This window comes from Streptomyces sp. NPDC060209 (assembly GCF_042728155.1).
GTDB lineage: Bacteria > Actinomycetota > Actinomycetes > Streptomycetales > Streptomycetaceae > Streptomyces.
Genome location: NZ_JBHWZS010000160.1, coordinates 1 through 19,035, shown reverse-complemented (window position 1 = coordinate 19,035; position 19,035 = coordinate 1). Strand labels below are relative to the sequence as shown.

Below are 19,035 nucleotides of genomic sequence, written 5' to 3'. Positions count from 1 at the left end.
CCCTGTACGCAGGGTGCGGCCCCCAGGCCATCGGCATGTCCGGCCATCTCCGGCATCTCCGGCCGTCTCCGGTTCCCGCCGGTCAACCGCTCGGCGCGGGGCGGACATCCGTACCGTTAGTGTGGGGCCCCGTCCGAGAGACGCGCCAACGCCCCGCCGGGGCGCGCGTGTACACCGATGCAGCCCCCGGGGGGAACCCCCTCCGGACCCGGCCGGAGGGCCCGAACCCCGATGTCCGTGCACAGCCACTCGGCGGCGCCCAACGCGGCCGCCGCCCCAGAGTTCCCCCGGCACGTCGTCACCGCCGTGCTCGTCTCGCACGACGGCGCACGCTGGCTGCCCCACGTGCTCGGCGGACTGCTCGGGCAGGAGCGCCCCGTACAGAACGTCGTCGCCGCCGACACCGGAAGCGCCGACGACTCCGCCCGCCTGGTCGCCGAGGCGCTCGGCGGTGAGCGCGTCCTCCATCTGGCAAGGCGTACGAGCTTCGGCACCGCAGTCGACGAGGCGACCCGCACGGCCGGCGTCCTCACCCCCGACGACCTGCCGTATCTGAAGCGCCCCAGCGGCTGGGACCCGGTCACCCGCAGCTGGCGCGACGACGCCTACGACCTGCCGGAGCTCCCGCACGGCGAACCGGTCCAGTGGCTCTGGCTGCTGCACGACGACAGCGCACCCGAGCCGGACGCGCTCGCCGAGATGCTCCGCGTCGTCGACAACGACCAGCACGCCGCGATCGTCGGGCCCAAGCTGCGCGGCTGGTACGACCGCAAGCAACTCCTCGAGGTCGGCGTCTCCATCGCCAACAGCGGACGCCGCTGGACCGGACTGGACCGCCGCGAGCAGGACCAGGGCCAGCACGACCAGGTCCGTACGGTGCTCTCCGTCTCCTCCGCCGGCATGCTGGTGCGCCGCGACGTCTGGGAGGAGCTCGGCGGCTTCGACCGCAGGCTCCCCCTGATGCGTGACGACGTGGACCTCTGCTGGCGCGCCCACATGGCCGGCCACCGGGTGCTCGTCGCCCCCGACGCCGTCCTGCGGCATGCCGAGGCCTCCGCCAGGGAACGTCGCCCCATCGACTGCGCCGGACGCTCCGTCGCCAGCCCGCACCGCGTCGACAAGGCGGGCGCCGTCTACACGATGCTCGTCAACGCCCGCGGCAAACAGCTGCCGTGGGCCCTGCTCCGCCTCGTCGTCGGCACTCTGCTGCGTACCCTCGCCTACCTCGTCGGCAAGGTGCCCGGGCAGGCGCTCGACGAGGTCGCCGGGCTCTTCGGCACCCTGCTGCGCCCCGGGCGGATCATCGCCGCCCGCCGCGCGCGCAAGGGAGGGGCGGTGGACGCGGCCGAGCTGCGGTCGCTCTTCCCGCCGCCCGGTGCCACGGTCCGCGCCACCGTCGAACAGGTCGCGGGCAACTTCGGCAACCGGACAGACTCCGACTCGGGCGGTTCGCGGCACGGAGCGGTCGAGTCCGGGCCGGGCGGTGACGACGCCGACTTCCTGGAGATCGAGCAGTTCGCCCGCCTCAAGAAGGTCGGCCGCAAGCCCGGCCCCGTGCTCTTCGCGCTCCTCCTCCTCATCTCGCTTGTGGCCTGCCGGGGTCTTCTCAGCAGCGGCGCCCTCGCGGGCGGCGCGCTGCTGCCCGCCCCCGCCGACGTCTCCGACCTCTGGGGGCGATACGCGGACGGCTGGCACCCCGTCGGTACCGGCGGAACCCAGTCCGCACCGCCCTACCTCGGCGTGATCGCCGCCCTGTCGGCGCTGTTCCTCGGCTCCACGGGCTTCGCGCTCACCCTCCTGCTGGTCTGCTCGGTCCCGCTCGCCGGGCTCACCGCGTACTTCGCCTCCCGGCCGCTGATCGAGTCCCGGCTGCTGCGGGCCTGGGCGAGCATCGCGTACGCCTTCCTGCCGGCCGCCACCGGAGCGCTCGCCACCGGACGTCTCGGCACAGCCGTGCTGGCCGTACTGCTGCCGCTGATCGCCCGCGCCGCCGTCGCCGCGCACGGGCTGCGGGGCGACGGCTCCACCGCACGCGGCAGCTGGCGCGCCACCTGGGCGTACACCCTGCTGCTCACCTTCACGACGGCCTTCACACCGATCGTCTGGCCGCTCGCGGTGGTCCTCGGCATCGGCGTGCTCGTGCTGCGCCGGAGTGACATCGCCGCGTACGGACTGCGCTTCCTGGCCATGGCCGGAACCCCGATCCTGGTCCTCGCGCCCTGGTCGCTGTCCCTGCTGACCAGCCCGGCCGGCTTCCTGAAGGAGGCCGGGCTCGACATCGGTACGGGCACGGCTTCGGCGCTCGACCTGCTCGGCATCAGCCCCGGCGGCCCCAAGGCCGCGGGCGGCGTCCTGCTGCTGGGCATCGTGCTTGCGGCGCTGGCCGCGCTGCTGCGCGGGGAGCGGCAGTTCGCGATCCGTACCACCTGGGTCGTCGTGCTCGTGTCCCTGGTCTTCGCGGGAATCTCCAACGGCTCCACCTGGGCGGGGCCCGCCACCCTCGTCTACGGAATCGCACTGCTCACCGCAGCACTGCTCGGCGCGGACGGCGCCCGGGTGCGGGTCGCCGCGCTGAGCTTCGGCTGGCGCCAGCCGGTCGCAGCGCTGATCGCTCTGGCCGCAGGGCTCGCGCCCGTCCTGGCCGCGGCCGGCTGGATGATCGGCGGCGCGGCCGGTCCGGTGGAGCGCCGCGACCCCGTGCAGGTGCCCGCCTTCGTCGCGGAGGAGAGCAGCACCCGCGACCAGGCGCGCACCCTCGTGCTCGGGGGCACGTCACCGGCGGCCGTCTCGTACAGCCTGGTCCGCGGCTCGGGCGCCCGTCTCGGCGACGCCGAGCTGACCGAGGCGGGCGGCAGCAACAGCCACCTCGACAAGGTCGTCGCCAACCTGGTCGCGGGCTCCGGAGCGGACCAGGGCAGTCAGCTCAGCGGCTTCGCGATCCGCTACGTCCTCGTGCGGGACGGAGCGCCGCGTCAGATGAGCCGGGTGCTGGACTCGACGCCGGGCTTGAGCCGGCTCAGCCAGCTCGACGGGAGCGCCCTGTGGCGGGTCGACCGCCAGGTCTCCCGGCTCGCGATCGTCCCCTCGGGCAAGGGCGCCGAGCCCGTCCCCGTCGGATCGCTGTCCGTCGAGGCGCACACCAGGATTCCCGAGGGCGACTCCGGCCGGGTGCTGCGCGTCGCCGACGCGGCCGACCCGGGATGGCAGGCCACGCTGAACGGCCGGGCGCTGACCCCGAAGACCGTGGACGGATGGGCACAGGGCTTCGCGCTTCCCACCGAGGGCGGCACCCTGGACCTCACCTACGACGCGCCCGTCACGCACACCGCCTGGGTCTGGACGCAGGTCGCGCTCGGCGTCGTCCTTGTGGTCCTGGCCCTGCCGGGCCGCCGCCGGGACATCGACGACGACCTGCCCGAGGAGACCGAGGCCGTTCCGGCCGAACCGGTCGCCGGGGAGGGGCGCCGGGCACGCAGGCTGCGCGCGGCCGCCCAGGCGGAAGCCGCGGCGGCGGGCGACGACCCCGCAGGGCAGGCGTACGCGGAGGACGGCGCGACGGCCGGGTACGGCGACGCGGCTCACGGCATGCCGGAGCAGGCGCCCGGGGAGTACATCCCGGCGCAGCAGAGCACCGACCCGTACGCGACGGCCCCGGGGGTCCAGGACGGCACCGATCCGTACGCGGTTCCCGGCGCACAGGAAGGTACCGGCACGTACGCGGCGGTTCCGGGGGACCAGGACGGCACCGGCAGCTATGCGGTGGTCCAGGGGGACCAGGACGGCACCGGCAGCTATGCGGTGGTCCAGGGGGACCAGGACGGCACCGGCACCTACGCCGCGGTGCCCCAGCAGAACTACGGGGAGTGGGACGCCCAGCAGTACCAGGGCGCCGACTACGGCCAGTACCAGGGCGGGCAGGACGCCGGCCAGTACTACCAGGCCGATCCGTACCAGCAGGACCCGTATCAGCAGCAGGGCGCCTACGACCCGTACGGCTACGTCCAGCAGCAGCCCTACGACACGGGGACGGGCGAAGCCGCCCCGTACGACGGGCATGACGGGCAAGACGGGCACGACAAGAACACAGCCCCGGGCCAGGGCCCGTGGCCGACCGGCAACGGCAACGCATCGCGAGGCGAGTCCGAGTGAAGTCCACCCCCCTGTCCCTCATCGCGGGCGTCGTCGCCCTCGCCGCCGTCACCGGTTTCGCCGCGCTCACCGCGCCCGGCGACGAGGGCGCGACGGAGGCGAAGGCCGCCGCCCGGCTTCCCGTCGAGCGCTCCAGCCTGCTCTGCCCGGCGCCGAGCACGTCCGACCTCGCGGAGACGACGTACACGTCCTTCACCCCGGCGGGGAAGAGCGGCGGAGAGGCCGGTGCCGCGGAGCTGACGCCGGCCACGCCCCTTCCGACGGACGAGGACAAGCCGGCCGACGAGGACGCGGACAAGGAGAAGGACGACGCCGACAAGGAGAAGGCGGCGGACGGCAAGCCCGTCATCTCCCTCAAGGACCTCGGCAAGCCGTCCACCGCCGAGACCTCCGAGTCCGACGCTCCCGCACTGATCGGCACCGCCACCGGCAAGTTCGCCCCGGGCTGGGCCGCCCAGCAGACCACCACGGCCGCCGCGGGCGGTGCCCGCGGCCTGCTCGGTGTCAGCTGCACCGCCCCCGACACGGACTTCTGGTTCCCGGGCGCGAGTACCGGGGCGTCCCGCCAGGACTACGTCCACCTGACCAACCCCGACGACACCGCCGCCGTCGCCGACATCGAGCTGTACGGCGCCGACGGCGCCCTCAAGTCCGATGTCGGGGAAGGCATCACGGTCCCGGCGAAGTCGAGTGTCCCGATGCTCATCTCGACCCTGACCAGCGAGGCCGCCGAGAATGTGACCGTCCATGTCACCACCCGGACGGGACGCGTCGGCGCGGTCGTGAGCGCGGCCGAGGACGCGGTGGGCAGCGACTGGCTGGCCGCGTCCGCCGACCCGGCCGGCACCCAGGTCCTGCCGGGGATCCCGGCCGACGCCACCTCCGTACGCCTGGTGGCGTTCGCGCCCGGGGAGGCCGACGCCGATGTGAAGGTCCAGCTCCTGGGCAAGAGCGGGACGTTCTCGCCGGCCGGTAACGACACGCTGCACATCAAGTCGCAGATGACCGCGAGCGTCGATCTCAAGGACGTCACACGGGGGGAGCCCGGCTCGCTCCGGCTGTCCCCCGCCGACGGCAGCACGACTCCGGTGGTCGCCGCGCTGCGCGTGGTGCGCGGCACCGGAGCGAAGCAGGAGGTCGCGTTCATTCCGGCGACCGGCCCCGTGGGCGAACGGGCGGGCGTCGCCGACAACCGGGCGAAGGGTTCGGTGCTTTCCCTGACCGCCCCGGGCGAAACGGCCAAGGTCAAGGTCACGGCGTCGGCGGGCAGCGAGGGCGGCGAGGCGACCGTCAAGACGTACACGGTCAAGGGCGGTACGACGCTCGAGGTCACACCCGAGGCTCCGGCCGGCCTGAAGGGCGGCTACGCCCTGACGGTGGAGACCGAGTCGGGCGGTCCGGTGCACGCGGCCCGCACGCTCAAACTCCCGGAGGGCGGGGTCGACATGTTCACCGTGCAGACGCTGCCGGACGACGGGGGCACGGTCGAGGTGCCCGCGGCGGAGCAGGACCTGTCGGTCCTGGACGACTGAGCCCCCGCGCCGCGGGCGGGCTCAGTCCTGCCCGTAGCGCGGGTCGACGGACTCGGGGGAGAGGCCGAGCAGCTCCGCGACCTGCTCCACCACGACCTCGTGCACCAGCAGAGCGCGCTCGTCCCGGCTCTTGGTGCGGATCTCGACGGGGCGCCGGTAGACGACGATCTGGGCGGGCTGCCCCTTCACGGCGGACAGCGCGCGCCCCAGCGGCACGGTCTCCTCGAGCGAGCCCGGTACGTCGAGGACCAGGAAGTCCACATCCGTCAGCTGCGGCCAGCGCCGCTCCAGCCGCTCCACCGAATCCTGGACGAGGTCGCGGAAGCTCTCGGCCCTGCTGACGGACAGCGGCACCTGGGGCGGCGCGACCGGCCCGCGCATACCGCGGCCGTGGCGGTCGCGGCGGCGGGGCCGCGGCTCGGGCGGGAGGGGCGATACGGGACTGTCCATCACCGACGCAGCGTAACTCTCCTCGGGCCGGGACGATCACGGCTTCTCCGCAGGCCCACCGGATGACCCAAGATGAACATTCCGGCAAGGGTCGAGTGCGGTTCCGGTCCTTGCTCCGATCGCCGGTCCTTCGTCGGATGACCGCTTATGTTCTCTCCGGCGACCGCGACCCGGCCCGCGCTCACCGGCGCACACCGGCTTCCGCGCAGGTCGGACCGGTTGCGCCGGAGCCGCGCGTGGCCCGGTTCCTGGGGCGACACGAGGGGGGTGGCTGAGGGAGAGTCGTCGCAGCCCGCTCAAGAGTGCGGTACCGTCCAACATCGTGAGCCCTGTACGTCGCTGTTCGCGAACCGCGTGCGGCCGTCCCGCCGTCGCGACACTGACGTACGTCTATGCCGACTCGACCGCGGTCCTCGGCCCGCTCGCCACCTATGCCGAGCCCCACTGCTACGACCTCTGTGCCGAGCACGGTGAGCGGCTCACCGCGCCGCGCGGCTGGGACGTCGTCCGGCTCTCCGACCCCTCGGCTCCCACCCGTCCCAGCGGTGACGATCTCGAAGCGCTGGCCAACGCCGTGCGCGAGGCGGCCCGGCCCCAGGACCGGCAGCAGGGCGGCAGGGGACCGCGAGCGGCGGACCCGGTGGAGGTCGCGCGCCGGGGACATCTCAGGGTGCTGCGCTCCCCGGACTCCTGACACACCTTCCGCACCGTCGGTCCCACCCGTCACGTCTCCGTCCCGAGGAAGTTTTCCGGTACGGAGCATTGACGTTGGCTTGTCGCGGACACGACCATTCCCCCACCCGTGAGAGATCGCTTCCGCATCACGGAATCCGGGGAGGTCTGTGTGTTTGTCCAGCAACTCGAACCCGTAGCCGATTCGCTCGCCCTGTCCGCTCTTGTCGCTTCCTTGCCACTGGTGACCGTCCTGGTCCTGCTCGGCGCCGTCCGGATGAAGGCCCACCGCGCCGGACTCATCGGGCTCGCCGTCGCCGTGCTCGTCGGCTGGCTGGCGTTCGGCATGCCCGTCGGGCAGACCCTGTCCGCAGGGGCGCAAGGCGTCCTCTTCGGGCTCTTCCCCATCATGTGGATCGTCGTCAACGCCCTCTGGGTGTACCGGATGACCGTCCGCACGCAGCACTTCGACATCCTGCGACGCTCCTTCGGCCGGGTCTCCGACGACCCCCGCATCCAGGCGCTGGTCATCGCCTTCTGCTTCGGCGCGCTCCTGGAGGCTCTGGCCGGCTTCGGCGCACCCGTCGCGATCTGCTCGGTCATGCTCGTCGCGCTCGGCTTCGACCCGGTGAAGGCCGCCGTCGTCTCGCTGGTCGCCAACACGGCGCCCGTCGCCTTCGGCGCCATGGGCACCCCCGTGGTGACACTCGCTCAGGTCACCGGTCTGCCGCTGGACGACGTCGCCACGGTCGTCGGCCGCCAGACGCCGCTGCTCGCACTCGTCGTCCCGCTGATCCTGGTCTTCCTGGTGGACGGCAGGCGAGGGCTGCGGGAGACCTGGCTCCCCGCGCTCGTCTGCGGAGTCGCCTTCGCCGTCGCGCAGTTCGCAGCGTCCAACTTCGTCTCCGCCCAGCTCGCCGACATCGCCGCCGCACTGGTGGGCGCGGGCGCGCTGATCGCGGTCCCCGGCGCACGCAGGCCCGCCGACGAACCCGTGCGCGCGGCCGTGCTGACGGGCGTACGCAGCGAGGACCTGGACGAGGAGGACCCGCGCCGCGAGGTGCTGCGCGCCTACGCCCCCTACGCACTGATCGTCGTGGTGTTCTCGGTCGCCCAGATACCGCCCGTCAAGCGGCTGCTGGCCGAGGCGACGCGCGTCTTCGACTGGCCGTTCCTCGACGTCGCGGGACCCGACGGCGAACCGGTCGGAGCCAATGTGTTCTCCCTCCCGCTCCTCGGCACGGGAGGCACCCTCGTCCTGCTCGCGGGCCTGGTCACCGCCGTCGTGATCGGCGTACGGGCCGGCACCGCGGCGCGGGAGTGGGTGGCCACCGTGCACGAACTGCGCTACGCGATTCTCACCGTGACGTCCGTGCTCGCCCTCGCCTATGTCATGAACCTCTCCGGACAGGCCGCCACAATCGGCCAGTCCGTCGCCGCGGCAGGCGCCGGACTCGCCTTCCTCTCCCCGGTGCTCGGCTGGTTCGGCGTCGCGGTCTCCGGCTCCGACACCTCGGCCAACGCCCTCTTCGGTGCCCTCCAGGTGTCCGCCGCACGGGAGTCGGGCCTCTCCCCGGAGCTCCTCGCCGCGGCCAACAGCTCCGGGGGAGTGCTGGGCAAGATGATCTCCCCGCAGAATCTGACGATCGCCTGCGCGGCCGTCGGTCTCGCCGGACGCGAGGGCGATCTGCTGCGCAAGGTCCTGCCGTGGAGCCTCGGCCTGCTCCTGGTCATGTGCCTGGTGGTGATGGCGCAGAGCACGGCGGTGCTGGGCTGGATGCTCCCCTGACCGGAGGCCCGGAGACGCCGGGTAGTTTGGGCGGTCCGTAAAGACCCCAGGAGGACCGGCCGTGGTTGCTGACCTGTCGCAGCTCGTGAAGGCGTACGACGTGCGCGGAGTCGTGCCCGACCAGTGGGACGAGCCGCTCGCCGAACTGTTCGGCGCCGCCTTCGTCCAGGTCGCCGACGCGGACGCGATCGTGATCGGCCACGACATGCGGCCGTCCTCGCCCGGTCTGGCCGCCGCCTTCGCCCGTGGTGCGACGGCACGCGGCGCCGACGTGACCCTCATCGGGCTCTGCTCGACGGACCAGCTGTACTACGCGTCCGGGGCGCTGGACCTGCCCGGAGCGATGTTCACGGCCTCGCACAATCCGGCGCGGTACAACGGCATCAAGCTGTGCCGCGCCGGGGCCGCGCCCGTGGGCCAGGACACCGGCCTGACCGAGATCCGCACACTGGTCGAGCAGTGGTCGGAACACGGCCTCCCCGCCACGACCGCCACCACCACGGGCACGGTCACCGAGCGCGACACCCTCACCGACTACGCCGCACACCTGCTGGGCCTCGTCGGCCTCTCCGGGATCCGGCCGCTCAAGGTCGTCGTGGACGCGGGCAACGGCATGGGCGGCCACACCGTTCCCACCGTCTTCGAGGGGCTCCCCCTCGACCTCGTACCCATGTACTTCGAGCTCGACGGCACCTTCCCCAACCACGAGGCCAACCCCCTCGACCCGAAGAACATCGTCGACCTCCAGGCGCGCGTCCTCGCCGAGGGCGCCGACCTCGGCCTCGCCTTCGACGGCGACGCGGACCGGTGCTTCGTCGTCGACGAGCGCGGCGAAGGCGTGTCCCCGTCCGCGATCACGGCCCTGGTCGCCGCCCGCGAGCTGGCCCGCAACGGCGGCAGGGGCACCGTCATCCACAACCTGATCACCTCCTGGTCCGTCCCCGAGGTCGTCCGCGAGAACGGCGGAACCCCGGTCCGCACCCGCGTCGGCCACTCGTTCATCAAGGCCGAGATGGCCGAGCACGGCGCGATCTTCGGCGGCGAACACTCGGCGCACTACTACTTCCGCGATTTCTGGAACGCCGATACGGGGATGCTCGCCGCCCTCCACGTCCTGGCCGCGCTCGGCGGCCAGGAGGGCCCGCTCTCCGGCCTACTCGACAGTTACGACCGCTACACCGGCTCCGGCGAGATCAACTCCACCGTGGCCGACCAGGCAGGCAGGCTCGCCGCGATCAGGGCGGCGTACGACGGCCGTGACGACGTGCGGTTCGACGAGCTCGACGGACTCACGGTCACCGGACCCGACTGGTGGTTCAACCTCCGTGCCTCCAACACCGAGCCGCTGCTGCGTCTCAACGTCGAGGCACGGGACGAGAAGACGATGACGACGGTCCGCGACGAGGTCCTCGCCCTCGTCCGTGTGTGACCGGTACGCACCGGGGGCACACGCAGGGTGGTGCACGCACCGTGGGCACACGCACCGTGGGCACACGCACCGTGGGCACACGCACCGCTGGGTGACCACGGCGCCCGCACCGCTCGCCGCGTCCATGCCACCGATGCATGGCCCGTCGGGCGGGGCCTGCCGGGCCGCGACCCTCTCGGCCCGGCGGTAGGCTGACCACGCCCCATGCTGTCCGTACCCGAACCGGGTCCGGACCGGATCCGCACCGCATGCCCGAAGGGACCCACCCCATGCCGCTCGAAGCCGGCCTCCTGGAGATCCTCGCCTGCCCGGCCTGCCACGCCGGGCTCGACGACCGGTCCGCGGCCGAAAGCCCCGAGCTGGTCTGCACCGGCACGGACTGCGGTCTCGCCTACCCGGTCCGGGACGGCATCCCGGTGCTCCTCGTCGACGAGGCCCGCCGCCCCGCGTAACCCGCACCCTGATCAGCACGGTGATCGGAGGCCCACCACCATGCTCGACGAGTCGCTGCTCGACGCACCGGATGCCCTGGCCCGAGCCGACCGGCGAGGGCTGCTGCGCGGCGCCGCCGAGGCCGGAGCCCGCGTCCGCACCGCCGCCCGGCACGCCGCCGACGCCGGAATCGGCACGCTGGCCCCCGAAGGCCGGCCCCGCGCCGTCCTCGTCGCGGGCCCCGGCACCGCCGCGTCCGGCGTCGCCGACCTGATCGGCGCCCTCGCGGGCGCCTCCGCGCCCGTCACCGCGATCCGCCCCACCGGGGTCGCGGCAGCCGCCGGAGCGCTGCGCTGGGCGCTGCCGGGGTGGGCCGGGTCCGTGGACCTGTTGCTCATCGCCACGGCCGACGGCTCGGAACCCGGTCTCGCGCTGCTCGCCGAGCAGGCGTACCGCCGCGGCTGCACGGTCGTCGCCGTCGCACCCGTCCGGTCCCCCCTACGCGAAGCAGTCGACGGGGTCCACGGACTCGTCGTACCCATGGCGGCCGCCCCGCACGGCGAGTACGACGCCGAGACCTCTGCGGCGGGCCCCGGCACGCTGTGGGCCCTGCTCACCCCGCTGCTCGCCCTCCTGGACCGGGTGGGATTGATCGACGCGTCCCCGGACACGCTGCAGAAGGTCGCCGACCGCCTCGACCGCACCGCCGAGCGCTGTGGACCGGCCATCGCCACGTACAGCAACCCGGCCAAGACCCTTGCCGCGGAACTCGCCGACAGCCTGCCCCTCGTCTGGACCGAGGGAGAGGCCGCGGGACCCGTCGGGCGCCGGTTCGCCGCCGTCCTGGCCGAGCTCGCCGGCCGCCCGGCCCTCGTGGCCGAGCTGCCGCAGGCCCTGCCCGCCCACGGGGGCCTGCTCGCAGGAGCGTTCGCCGCGGGGGCCGACCCCGACGACTTCTTCCGGGACCGGGTGGACGAGCCCGAGGCCATGCGTGCCCGTGTCGTCCTCCTCCGTGACCGTCCCACCGGTGGCCTGACCGCGAGCCCCGCCGCCCGCGAACTGGCCCTGAGCCACGACACGGCCATCAGCGAACTCGAACCGGAGGAGGGCAACGAGCTCGAATCCCTCGCCGAACTCCTCGCGGTCACCGATTTCGCCGCTGTCTACGCCTCCCTGGCCTCCGACAACCGGGCCTGACGGCCCGCCTCCCCCTGGGCACCCACGCCCCGCGCATCCCACGAGGACACATCTCCATGGACCGGCTCTCCAACACCGTGCGCCCCTACGCCTGGGGGTCCACCACGGCCATCCCCGAGCTGCTCGGCACAGCCCCGACCGGCGAACCGCAGGCAGAGATGTGGATGGGAGCCCATCCGGGAGCCCCTTCGCGCCTCACCCGCTCGACCGGAGCGGACGCCGCAAGCTCCGGGACGGGCGAGCAGTCCCTCACGGACGTCATCGAGGCCGACCCCGAGCGCGAACTCGGCCCCGCGGCCGTCCGGGCCTTCGGGCCGCGCCTCCCCTTCCTGCTCAAGCTGCTCGCGGCCGGTGCCCCGCTGTCCCTCCAGGTCCACCCCGACCTCGCACAGGCACAGCAGGGCTACGCGGACGAGGAGCGCCGGGGCGTCCCCGTCGACGCGCCTCACCGCACCTACAAGGACGCCAACCACAAGCCCGAGCTGATCTGCGCGCTCACGCCCTTCGACGGACTGTGCGGCTTCCGCAGGCCCGCGGAGGCCGCCGACCTGATAGCCGCCCTCGGCGTCGACTCCCTCAAGCCCTACGTGGACCTGCTCAGCGCCCGCCCCGAGGACGGGGCCCTCCGCGAGGTCCTCACGGCGATCCTCACCGCGGACCCCGACGAGATGGCGCACACGGTCGCCGAGGCGGCCGAGGCCGCGGGGCGGCTCGGCGGCGCACACGCCCCGTACGCCCAGATCGCCCACCACTACCCCGGCGACCCGGGCGTCATCGCGGCCATGCTGCTGAACTACGTACAACTCCAGCCCGGCGAAGCCATGTTCCTCGGCGCGGGTGTGCCGCACGCCTATCTCGGCGGCCTGGGTGTCGAGATCATGGCCAACTCCGACAACGTGCTGCGCTGCGGTCTGACCCCCAAGCACATCGATGTCCCCGAACTGCTGCGCATCGTCCGCTTCGAAGCCACGGAGCCCGGCATCCTGCGTCCCGAGGCCGCACCCACCGGCGAGGAGCTGTACGAGACGCCGGTCGACGAATTCCGGCTGTCGCGCTATGTCCTGCCGGCCGGCGGTGCCCCCGTCGACCTGACGGCGGCCACCCCGCAGATCCTGCTCTGCACGGCAGGTGCCCCGCGGGCAGGGGACACCGGCCTCGCACCCGGCGAATCCGTGTTCGTCCCTGCGGACGAAACGGTCGAAGTGGCCGGTACGGGAACACTCTTCCGTGCGACTGTGGTGGTCTGACGTACCGTCCCCACCAGCGGCTGCAACAATGTCCGGCCGTAACGCGGCGCCCGTGCCGCAGCACCGAGGAAGGGACACCAGGCACCCATGAGCGCGTCAGGCGGAACCAAGGCGATCGTGGCGGCACTCGCCGCCAACCTCGCGATCGCAGTGGCCAAATTCGTGGCGTTCCTCTTCAGTGGCTCGTCATCGATGCTGGCGGAGAGCGTCCACTCGCTGGCGGACTCGGGCAACCAGGGGCTCCTGCTGCTCGGCGGCAAGAAGGCCCAGCGGGAGGCGACTCCCCAGCACCCCTTCGGCTACGGGCGCGAGCGCTACATCTACGCCTTCCTCGTGTCCATCGTGCTGTTCTCGGTCGGTGGCATGTTCGCGATCTACGAGGGCTACGAGAAGATCAAGCACCCGCACGAGATCGAGGCCTGGTACTGGCCGGTCGGCGTGCTGATCTTCGCGATCATCGCCGAGAGCTTCTCCTTCCGTACGGCCATCGCGGAGTCCAACCAGACCCGCGGCAAGCTGTCCTGGACGCAGTTCGTCCGCCGCGCCAAGGCGCCCGAGCTCCCCGTCGTCCTCCTCGAGGACCTCGGCGCCCTCGTCGGCCTGATCCTGGCCCTCGGTGGCGTCGGCCTTGCGCTGGGCACCGGCAACGGAGTGTGGGACGGCATCGGTACCCTGTGCATCGGCATCCTGCTGATCGTGATCGCGATCGTTCTCGCAGCCGAGACGAAGTCGCTGCTGCTCGGTGAGGCTGCCGGCGTCGAGGACGTCGAGAAGATCCAGGCCGCGGTGGTCGACGGCGACACCGTCACCCGCGTCATCCACATGCGCACGCTCCACCTCGGTCCGGAGGAGCTGCTCGTGGCGGCCAAGATCGCGGTGCGGGCCGAGGAGTCCGCCGCCGAGGTCGCGGAAGCGATCAACGCCGCCGAGAACCGGATCCGTGAGGCCGTCCCGATCGCCCGGGTCATCTACCTCGAGCCCGACATCTACGACGAGGCCGCCGCCGCGGCCGGGACCAACCCGGGCAAGGCCCCGGGAGGCCCCGCGTCTCCCGACGACGCGCCGACCGGATCCGGCCACTGACCCGCTGAGGATCAGCCCCGAACGGCCCGGTGACCCACCCCGCCGCCCAGGCGGGCTGGGGCTCACTGGGCCGTTCGGTGTAGATTCGGGGGAGTACCAGACGTCGCTGCTGATGGCGGTCGATCGGTTCGCGGAAGCGGGCCGGCCGAGGGAGAGAGGGCCTCCGACGGACTGCACTGCGGATCGCCCGGGCATTCGTGTGCCCGTGGCCGCCGCAGAGCCAGCCAGTCCACCCTCGACCCACTACGAGGAGCAGCCCGTTATGACGACGGCCGCCAATCGCCAGGACTTCAAGGTCGCTGACCTTTCCCTCGCCCCCTTCGGGCGCAAGGAGATCAACCTCGCCGAGCACGAGATGCCCGGCCTGATGTCCATCCGCAAGGAGTACGCCGCCACGCAGCCGCTGGCCGGCGCCCGGATCACCGGCTCGCTGCACATGACGGTGCAGACCGCGGTGCTCATCGAGACGCTCGTCGCCCTGGGCGCCGACGTCCGCTGGGCCTCCTGCAACATCTTCTCCACCCAGGACCACGCCGCCGCCGCCATCGCGGTCGGTCCGAACGGCACTCCGGACGCTCCCGCCGGCGTCCCGGTCTTCGCCTGGAAGGGCGAGAGCCTGGAGGAGTACTGGTGGTGCACGGAGCAGGCTCTGACCTGGCCCAACACCCCCACCGGCGGCCCGAACATGATCCTCGACGACGGTGGTGACGCCACCCTCCTCGTCCACAAGGGCGTCGAGTTCGAGAAGGCCGGAGAGGCCCCGGACCCGTCGACCGCGGACAGCGAGGAGTACGCCTACATCCTCACCTTGCTGAACCGCACGCTCGGCGAGTCCCCGCAGAAGTGGACCCAGCTGGCGTCCGAGATCCGCGGCGTGACCGAGGAGACCACGACCGGTGTGCACCGGCTGTACGAGATGCACCGTGACGGCACCCTCCTTTTCCCGGCGATCAACGTCAACGACGCGGTCACCAAGTCGAAGTTCGACAACAAGTACGGCTGCCGCCACTCGCTGATCGACGGCATCAACCGCGCCACCGACGTCCTGATCGGCGGCAAGACCGCCGTCGTCTGCGGCTACGGCGACGTGGGCAAGGGCTGCGCGGAGTCCCTCCGCGGCCAGGGCGCCCGGGTGATCATCACGGAGATCGACCCCATCTGCGCCCTGCAGGCCGCGATGGACGGTTACCAGGTCGCGACGCTGGACGACGTGGTGGAGACCGCGGACATCTTCGTCACGACGACGGGCAACAAGGACATCATCATGGCCTCCGACATGGCCCGGATGAAGCACCAGGCCATCGTCGGCAACATCGGCCACTTCGACAACGAGATCGACATGGCCGGCCTCGCCAAGATCGACGGCGTCGTCAAGGACGAGGTCAAGCCGCAGGTCCACACCTGGACGTTCGCGGACGGCAAGGTCCTGATCGTGCTGTCCGAGGGCCGTCTGCTGAACCTCGGCAACGCCACCGGTCACCCCTCGTTCGTCATGTCCAACTCGTTCGCGGACCAGACCCTGGCCCAGATCGAGCTGTTCACCAAGCCCGAGGCGTACCCGACCGATGTCTACGTGCTGCCGAAGCACCTGGACGAGAAGGTCGCCCGTCTCCACCTCGACGCGCTGGGCGTGAAGCTCACGACCCTGCGCCAGGAGCAGGCCGACTACATCGGTGTCCCGGTCGAGGGCCCGTACAAGTCCGACCTCTACCGCTACTGAGCCGGCCGTCGGCCACCGGCCGGCGCGGCTCTCAGCAGCAGGTCCGAGCGCAGGCCCCCGCACCCCCGTGCCGGGGGCCTGCCCCGTACCGCACCCGCACAGCCCGAGGAACCCGAAGGACCCCATGCCCCGCGGCCGTTATTCGCTCCACGATGTCCACGACCACACCCCCCTCGGCGAAGAACACTTCCACTGCGCGCCCGGCCCGTCCGGCTGGCGCTACGTCTCCCAGACCACGGGCACCTCGGGCGCCCACCTGGGTTCCGTCGATCTGGCCCTGGACGAACTCGGCCGCCCCATCCGCCTCGAACTGCACGCCGCGAGCTGGCAGATCCGCGGCGCCGCCCTCGACGGGGTCACCTGGGTACGGACCGACCCCACCGGCGCCCATGCCACAGAAGGCAATGTCCGCGCCCACACCTTCTCCGGCACATCCCCCGCCTTCCTCGTCGCCACCGCCCGGCTCCTGCGCCTCACCCCCGATTCCCCCGCGACCCGCGTCCGTCTGGTCACCTTCACGGACCCGGTTCTCGCCCCCCGAACCGTCGACCAGTCCTGGTCCCTGCTGAACAGTGAAGCGCACGCCACTGACAACGGGCCCCTGATCGTGGACGAGTACCAGGTCAACGCGCTGGACACCGGTGATCAGCACGCCGTGCACATCGCGGGTGACGTGGTGCTGGCGGCGCCGGGCATCGAGCTGGAGCACCTCGAATCCCCGCCGTCGGCCATGCCACGTCCGACGGACGGGGCTTGAGGGCACGGACGGGTGGGGCCGCGCGCCCGACGTGCAGGAGGGCGGGCTCGGCCGGCCCCCGCTCAGGCGGGTGGGGCGAACCCGGTCGTGGCCTGCTCCCCGGCCCCGTCCTTGCCCGTGGCTCCCTTGTCCGAGGGAGCCTTGTTCGAGGGAGCCTTGTCCAAAGGAGTCGCCGCGGGCGTGCCCGCCTCTCCGGCCCGGCCCCCCATCGGCCGGTCACCCGAGACCTCCCTGTGCACGGGTACCTGCACGGGGGCGGGCCAGGGCGCCGGCACCTGGCTGTTGCGGCCCGCCGCCGCGGCCACCCGCCGGACATCCCGCGCCTGGCGCTCGTTCACCACGGCCGCCAGGTATGCAGCCGCGGGCACCCCCTGCGGCACCGGAACGCCCGTGCTCGCGGCGAGGTCCGTGGAGAGCCGCTCGGCCATGGACCCGCGCACCGTCGCATCGAGCTGGTTCATCCGTGTCAGGTACTGCCGTATCGCCAGCCAGAGACCGTCCGGCACGCCTGAGAGGTCCAGCTGCGCGAAACGTCCCACGAGCCAGGGCGGGGGCGGCGGCACAGCCAGAGCCCTCCCGGCCGGCACCCGCTCACGTACGACGAGGGTTCCGGCGAATACGTCACCGAGCCGACGGCCACGGGCGGACACCAGAGAGGCGATGCAGCCCACCACGCCGAACGTCCCCAGGATCTCGACCGCCCCCATCGCCCCGCGCACCAGCGCGTGCCGGAAACGGATCGGGCCACCGTCGTCCCGCACCACGCGAAGCCCGCAGGCAAGCTTGCCGAGTGAACGGCCGTGGCTGAGCGTCTCGACCGCGACCGGTCCGCCGACCAGTACAAGAAGAAACGAGGCGACGGCGATCGCCGCGGTCGCCGCGTCGTCGAGCGTCACGGTCGCCACTGCCAGGCCTACGGACAGCAGAACGAAAACCGTCAGAAGTACCGCAAGGTCGATGGCGATCGCCAACGCCCGGCTGGGCAGCCTCGCCGGCCGCAACCCCAGTACGACCGCGTCTCCGGTCACGAGCTCATTCATCGCCACCCACCCCTCGCCGCCCTTCCCTGCCCCTCGGAACCACAGTCTGCCAAGCTGACCCGCAGCGCACCGCCGTAGTACGGACCCGTACGCACCCATGCCTGGAGCAGCAGCCGACCATGGATCTCGACGTCTTCGTGACCACCCACCGCACCGAGTGGGACCGCCTGGACCATCTTCTGCACCGAGGGCGCAGCCTGACAGGCGAGGAAGCGGACGAACTCGTCGCCCTGTACCAGCGCACCGCCACCCACCTGTCCTTGATCCAGTCCAGCGCCCCGGACCCCTTGCTGACCGCTCGCCTCACGCAGCTCGTGGCCCGCGCGCGCTCCACCGTGACCGGGACGCGCCGCGCTTCGTGGCGCGACGCCGCACGGTTCCTGACCGCGGGCTTCCCCGCGGCCGTCTACCGGTCGCGGCACTGGTGGATTCCCACGGCGGTGCTCTCCACGCTGCTGGCGGCCGTCATCGGCTGGTGGATCGGCGCACACCCGGAGGTCCAGGCGTCGATCGCTGCGCCTGATGACCTGCGTGCACTGACCCGGCCCGGCGGCGAGTACGAGACGTACTACTCCAGCCACCCGGCCGCCTCGTTCGCCGCCCAGGTCTGGACGAACAATGCCCAGGCGGCAGCCATGTGCCTGGTGCTGGGGGCCTTCCTCTGCATACCGGTGATCTGGATCCTCTTCGTCAACGTGCTCAACCTCGCTGTCGGTATCGGCCTGATGTCTTCCGCCGGCCGTCTCGACACCTTCCTCGGGCTCGTCCTGCCGCACGGCCTGCTCGAGCTCACCGCAGTCTTCGTCGCAGCGGGGACGGGTCTCCGTCTCGGCTGGACGGTCATCGACCCGGGTCCACGGACCCGGCGCTCCGCCCTGGCCGAGCAGGGCCGAGCCGCGATAGGCATGGCCATCGGGCTGGCGCTGGTTCTGTTCGTCTCCGGCGTCATCGAAGGCTTCGTCACCCCGTCGGGCCTTCCCACCTGGGCCCGCATCACCATCGGCGTAGTGGCTGAGCTGGCCTTTCTCGCCTACGTCTATGTCCTCGGAGGCCGGGCGGCCCGGGCCGGGGACACGGGAGATCTCGAAGCCGAGGGACGGAGCGCGGAGCTTCCCGCCGCGGCCTGAGAGCCGATGTGCGTGTGGGGGCCCTGACCTGCTAGTCTCCTGGTCGCCCACAAAAAACTGTTGACACAGTCCGCGTGGGGAGGTAGATTTTAACGGTTCCAACGAGCTGGACAGCTCGTGCGGAAACGTCTAGAGTTCATCTCGCTCGTGCAGGGGACGTGATCCTCGCAGAGCCGATCGATTCTTCTCTTTCAAGCAAACGACCGGGTTCGCTTCGGCCGAATTGCTTCTGATAAAGTCGAGTCAGCCGAAAGGTAAAGGCCACTCCACAGGCCACCGGAATCAAATTCGGACCGGAAACGGAACGGAAAAGAGTCTGGTAAAGTTGGAACCGCCGGAAAGGGAAACGCGAAAGCGAAGAACTGGAAAGCGAAACAAGCAGTAACCCGCTTCGACCGGGAATCGGACACG

Annotated in this window: 14 protein-coding genes; 12 read left to right on the top strand and 2 right to left on the bottom strand. The window is 71.9% G+C overall.

What is annotated here, in order from left to right; all coding sequences use genetic code 11:
- The first annotated feature begins 231 nt into the window (after positions 1 to 231).
- Positions 232 to 4,149 (top strand): glycosyltransferase, encoded by a 3,918-nt coding sequence (locus ACFWFI_RS26495; RefSeq protein ID WP_387394739.1) that lies wholly within the window; start codon positions 232 to 234, stop codon positions 4,147 to 4,149.
- The gene (locus ACFWFI_RS26490; protein ID WP_387394737.1) at positions 4,146 to 5,681 is read left to right on the top strand and encodes a DUF5719 family protein; all 1,536 of its coding nucleotides are present in this window, start codon (positions 4,146 to 4,148) and stop codon (positions 5,679 to 5,681) included. The genes ACFWFI_RS26495 and ACFWFI_RS26490 overlap by 4 nt, the downstream gene beginning before the upstream one ends.
- Positions 5,682 to 5,702: 21 nt before the next feature.
- Here ACFWFI_RS26490 and ACFWFI_RS26485 read toward each other — a convergent pair whose 3' ends face one another.
- Positions 5,703 to 6,131 (bottom strand): metallopeptidase family protein, encoded by a 429-nt coding sequence (locus ACFWFI_RS26485; protein ID WP_387394735.1) that lies wholly within the window; start codon positions 6,129 to 6,131, stop codon positions 5,703 to 5,705.
- 322 nt (positions 6,132 to 6,453) lie between these two features.
- Between ACFWFI_RS26485 and ACFWFI_RS26480 the strand changes: the two genes are divergently transcribed.
- From ACFWFI_RS26480 to ACFWFI_RS26440, 9 genes are all read left to right on the top strand, one after another.
- On the top strand, positions 6,454 to 6,825 hold the full coding sequence (locus ACFWFI_RS26480; RefSeq protein WP_387394733.1) for a DUF3499 domain-containing protein: 372 nt from the start codon (positions 6,454 to 6,456) through the stop codon (positions 6,823 to 6,825).
- 150 nt (positions 6,826 to 6,975) lie between these two features.
- The gene (locus ACFWFI_RS26475) at positions 6,976 to 8,592 is read left to right on the top strand and encodes an L-lactate permease (protein WP_387394731.1); all 1,617 of its coding nucleotides are present in this window, start codon (positions 6,976 to 6,978) and stop codon (positions 8,590 to 8,592) included.
- A 61-nt stretch (positions 8,593 to 8,653) separates the two neighbouring features.
- Positions 8,654 to 10,021, top strand: a complete 1,368-nt coding sequence (locus tag ACFWFI_RS26470; RefSeq protein WP_387394729.1) for a phosphomannomutase/phosphoglucomutase — start codon at positions 8,654 to 8,656, stop codon at positions 10,019 to 10,021.
- Between the two features lie 269 nt (positions 10,022 to 10,290).
- Positions 10,291 to 10,473: a Trm112 family protein gene (locus ACFWFI_RS26465; protein ID WP_015577430.1), complete on the top strand. Its 183-nt coding sequence runs from the start codon at positions 10,291 to 10,293 to the stop codon at positions 10,471 to 10,473.
- Between the two features lie 40 nt (positions 10,474 to 10,513).
- Complete coding sequence (locus tag ACFWFI_RS26460) at positions 10,514 to 11,650, top strand: SIS domain-containing protein (protein WP_387394727.1); 1,137 nt, start codon at positions 10,514 to 10,516, stop codon at positions 11,648 to 11,650.
- A 56-nt stretch (positions 11,651 to 11,706) separates the two neighbouring features.
- Positions 11,707 to 12,897, top strand: coding sequence for a mannose-6-phosphate isomerase, class I (manA, locus tag ACFWFI_RS26455; RefSeq protein ID WP_387394725.1), 1,191 nt, complete (start codon positions 11,707 to 11,709; stop codon positions 12,895 to 12,897).
- Positions 12,898 to 12,984: 87 nt separating this feature from the next.
- Positions 12,985 to 13,980: a cation diffusion facilitator family transporter gene (locus ACFWFI_RS26450; RefSeq protein ID WP_387394723.1), complete on the top strand. Its 996-nt coding sequence runs from the start codon at positions 12,985 to 12,987 to the stop codon at positions 13,978 to 13,980.
- Between the two features lie 262 nt (positions 13,981 to 14,242).
- Entirely contained in the window at positions 14,243 to 15,700 is a 1,458-nt protein-coding gene (gene ahcY / locus ACFWFI_RS26445; protein WP_387394721.1) for an adenosylhomocysteinase, read from the top strand.
- 124 nt (positions 15,701 to 15,824) lie between these two features.
- Entirely contained in the window at positions 15,825 to 16,457 is a 633-nt protein-coding gene (locus ACFWFI_RS26440) for a hypothetical protein (protein ID WP_387394719.1), read from the top strand.
- 62 nt (positions 16,458 to 16,519) lie between these two features.
- Here the strand turns inward: ACFWFI_RS26440 and ACFWFI_RS26435 are convergent, their stop codons facing one another.
- Positions 16,520 to 17,497, bottom strand: a complete 978-nt coding sequence (locus tag ACFWFI_RS26435; RefSeq protein ID WP_387394717.1) for an RDD family protein — start codon at positions 17,495 to 17,497, stop codon at positions 16,520 to 16,522.
- 119 nt (positions 17,498 to 17,616) lie between these two features.
- Here ACFWFI_RS26435 and ACFWFI_RS26430 point away from each other — a divergent pair, with 119 nt between their 5' ends.
- Positions 17,617 to 18,624, top strand: coding sequence for a stage II sporulation protein M (locus tag ACFWFI_RS26430; RefSeq protein WP_387394715.1), 1,008 nt, complete (start codon positions 17,617 to 17,619; stop codon positions 18,622 to 18,624).
- Positions 18,625 to 19,035 lie beyond the last annotated feature (411 nt).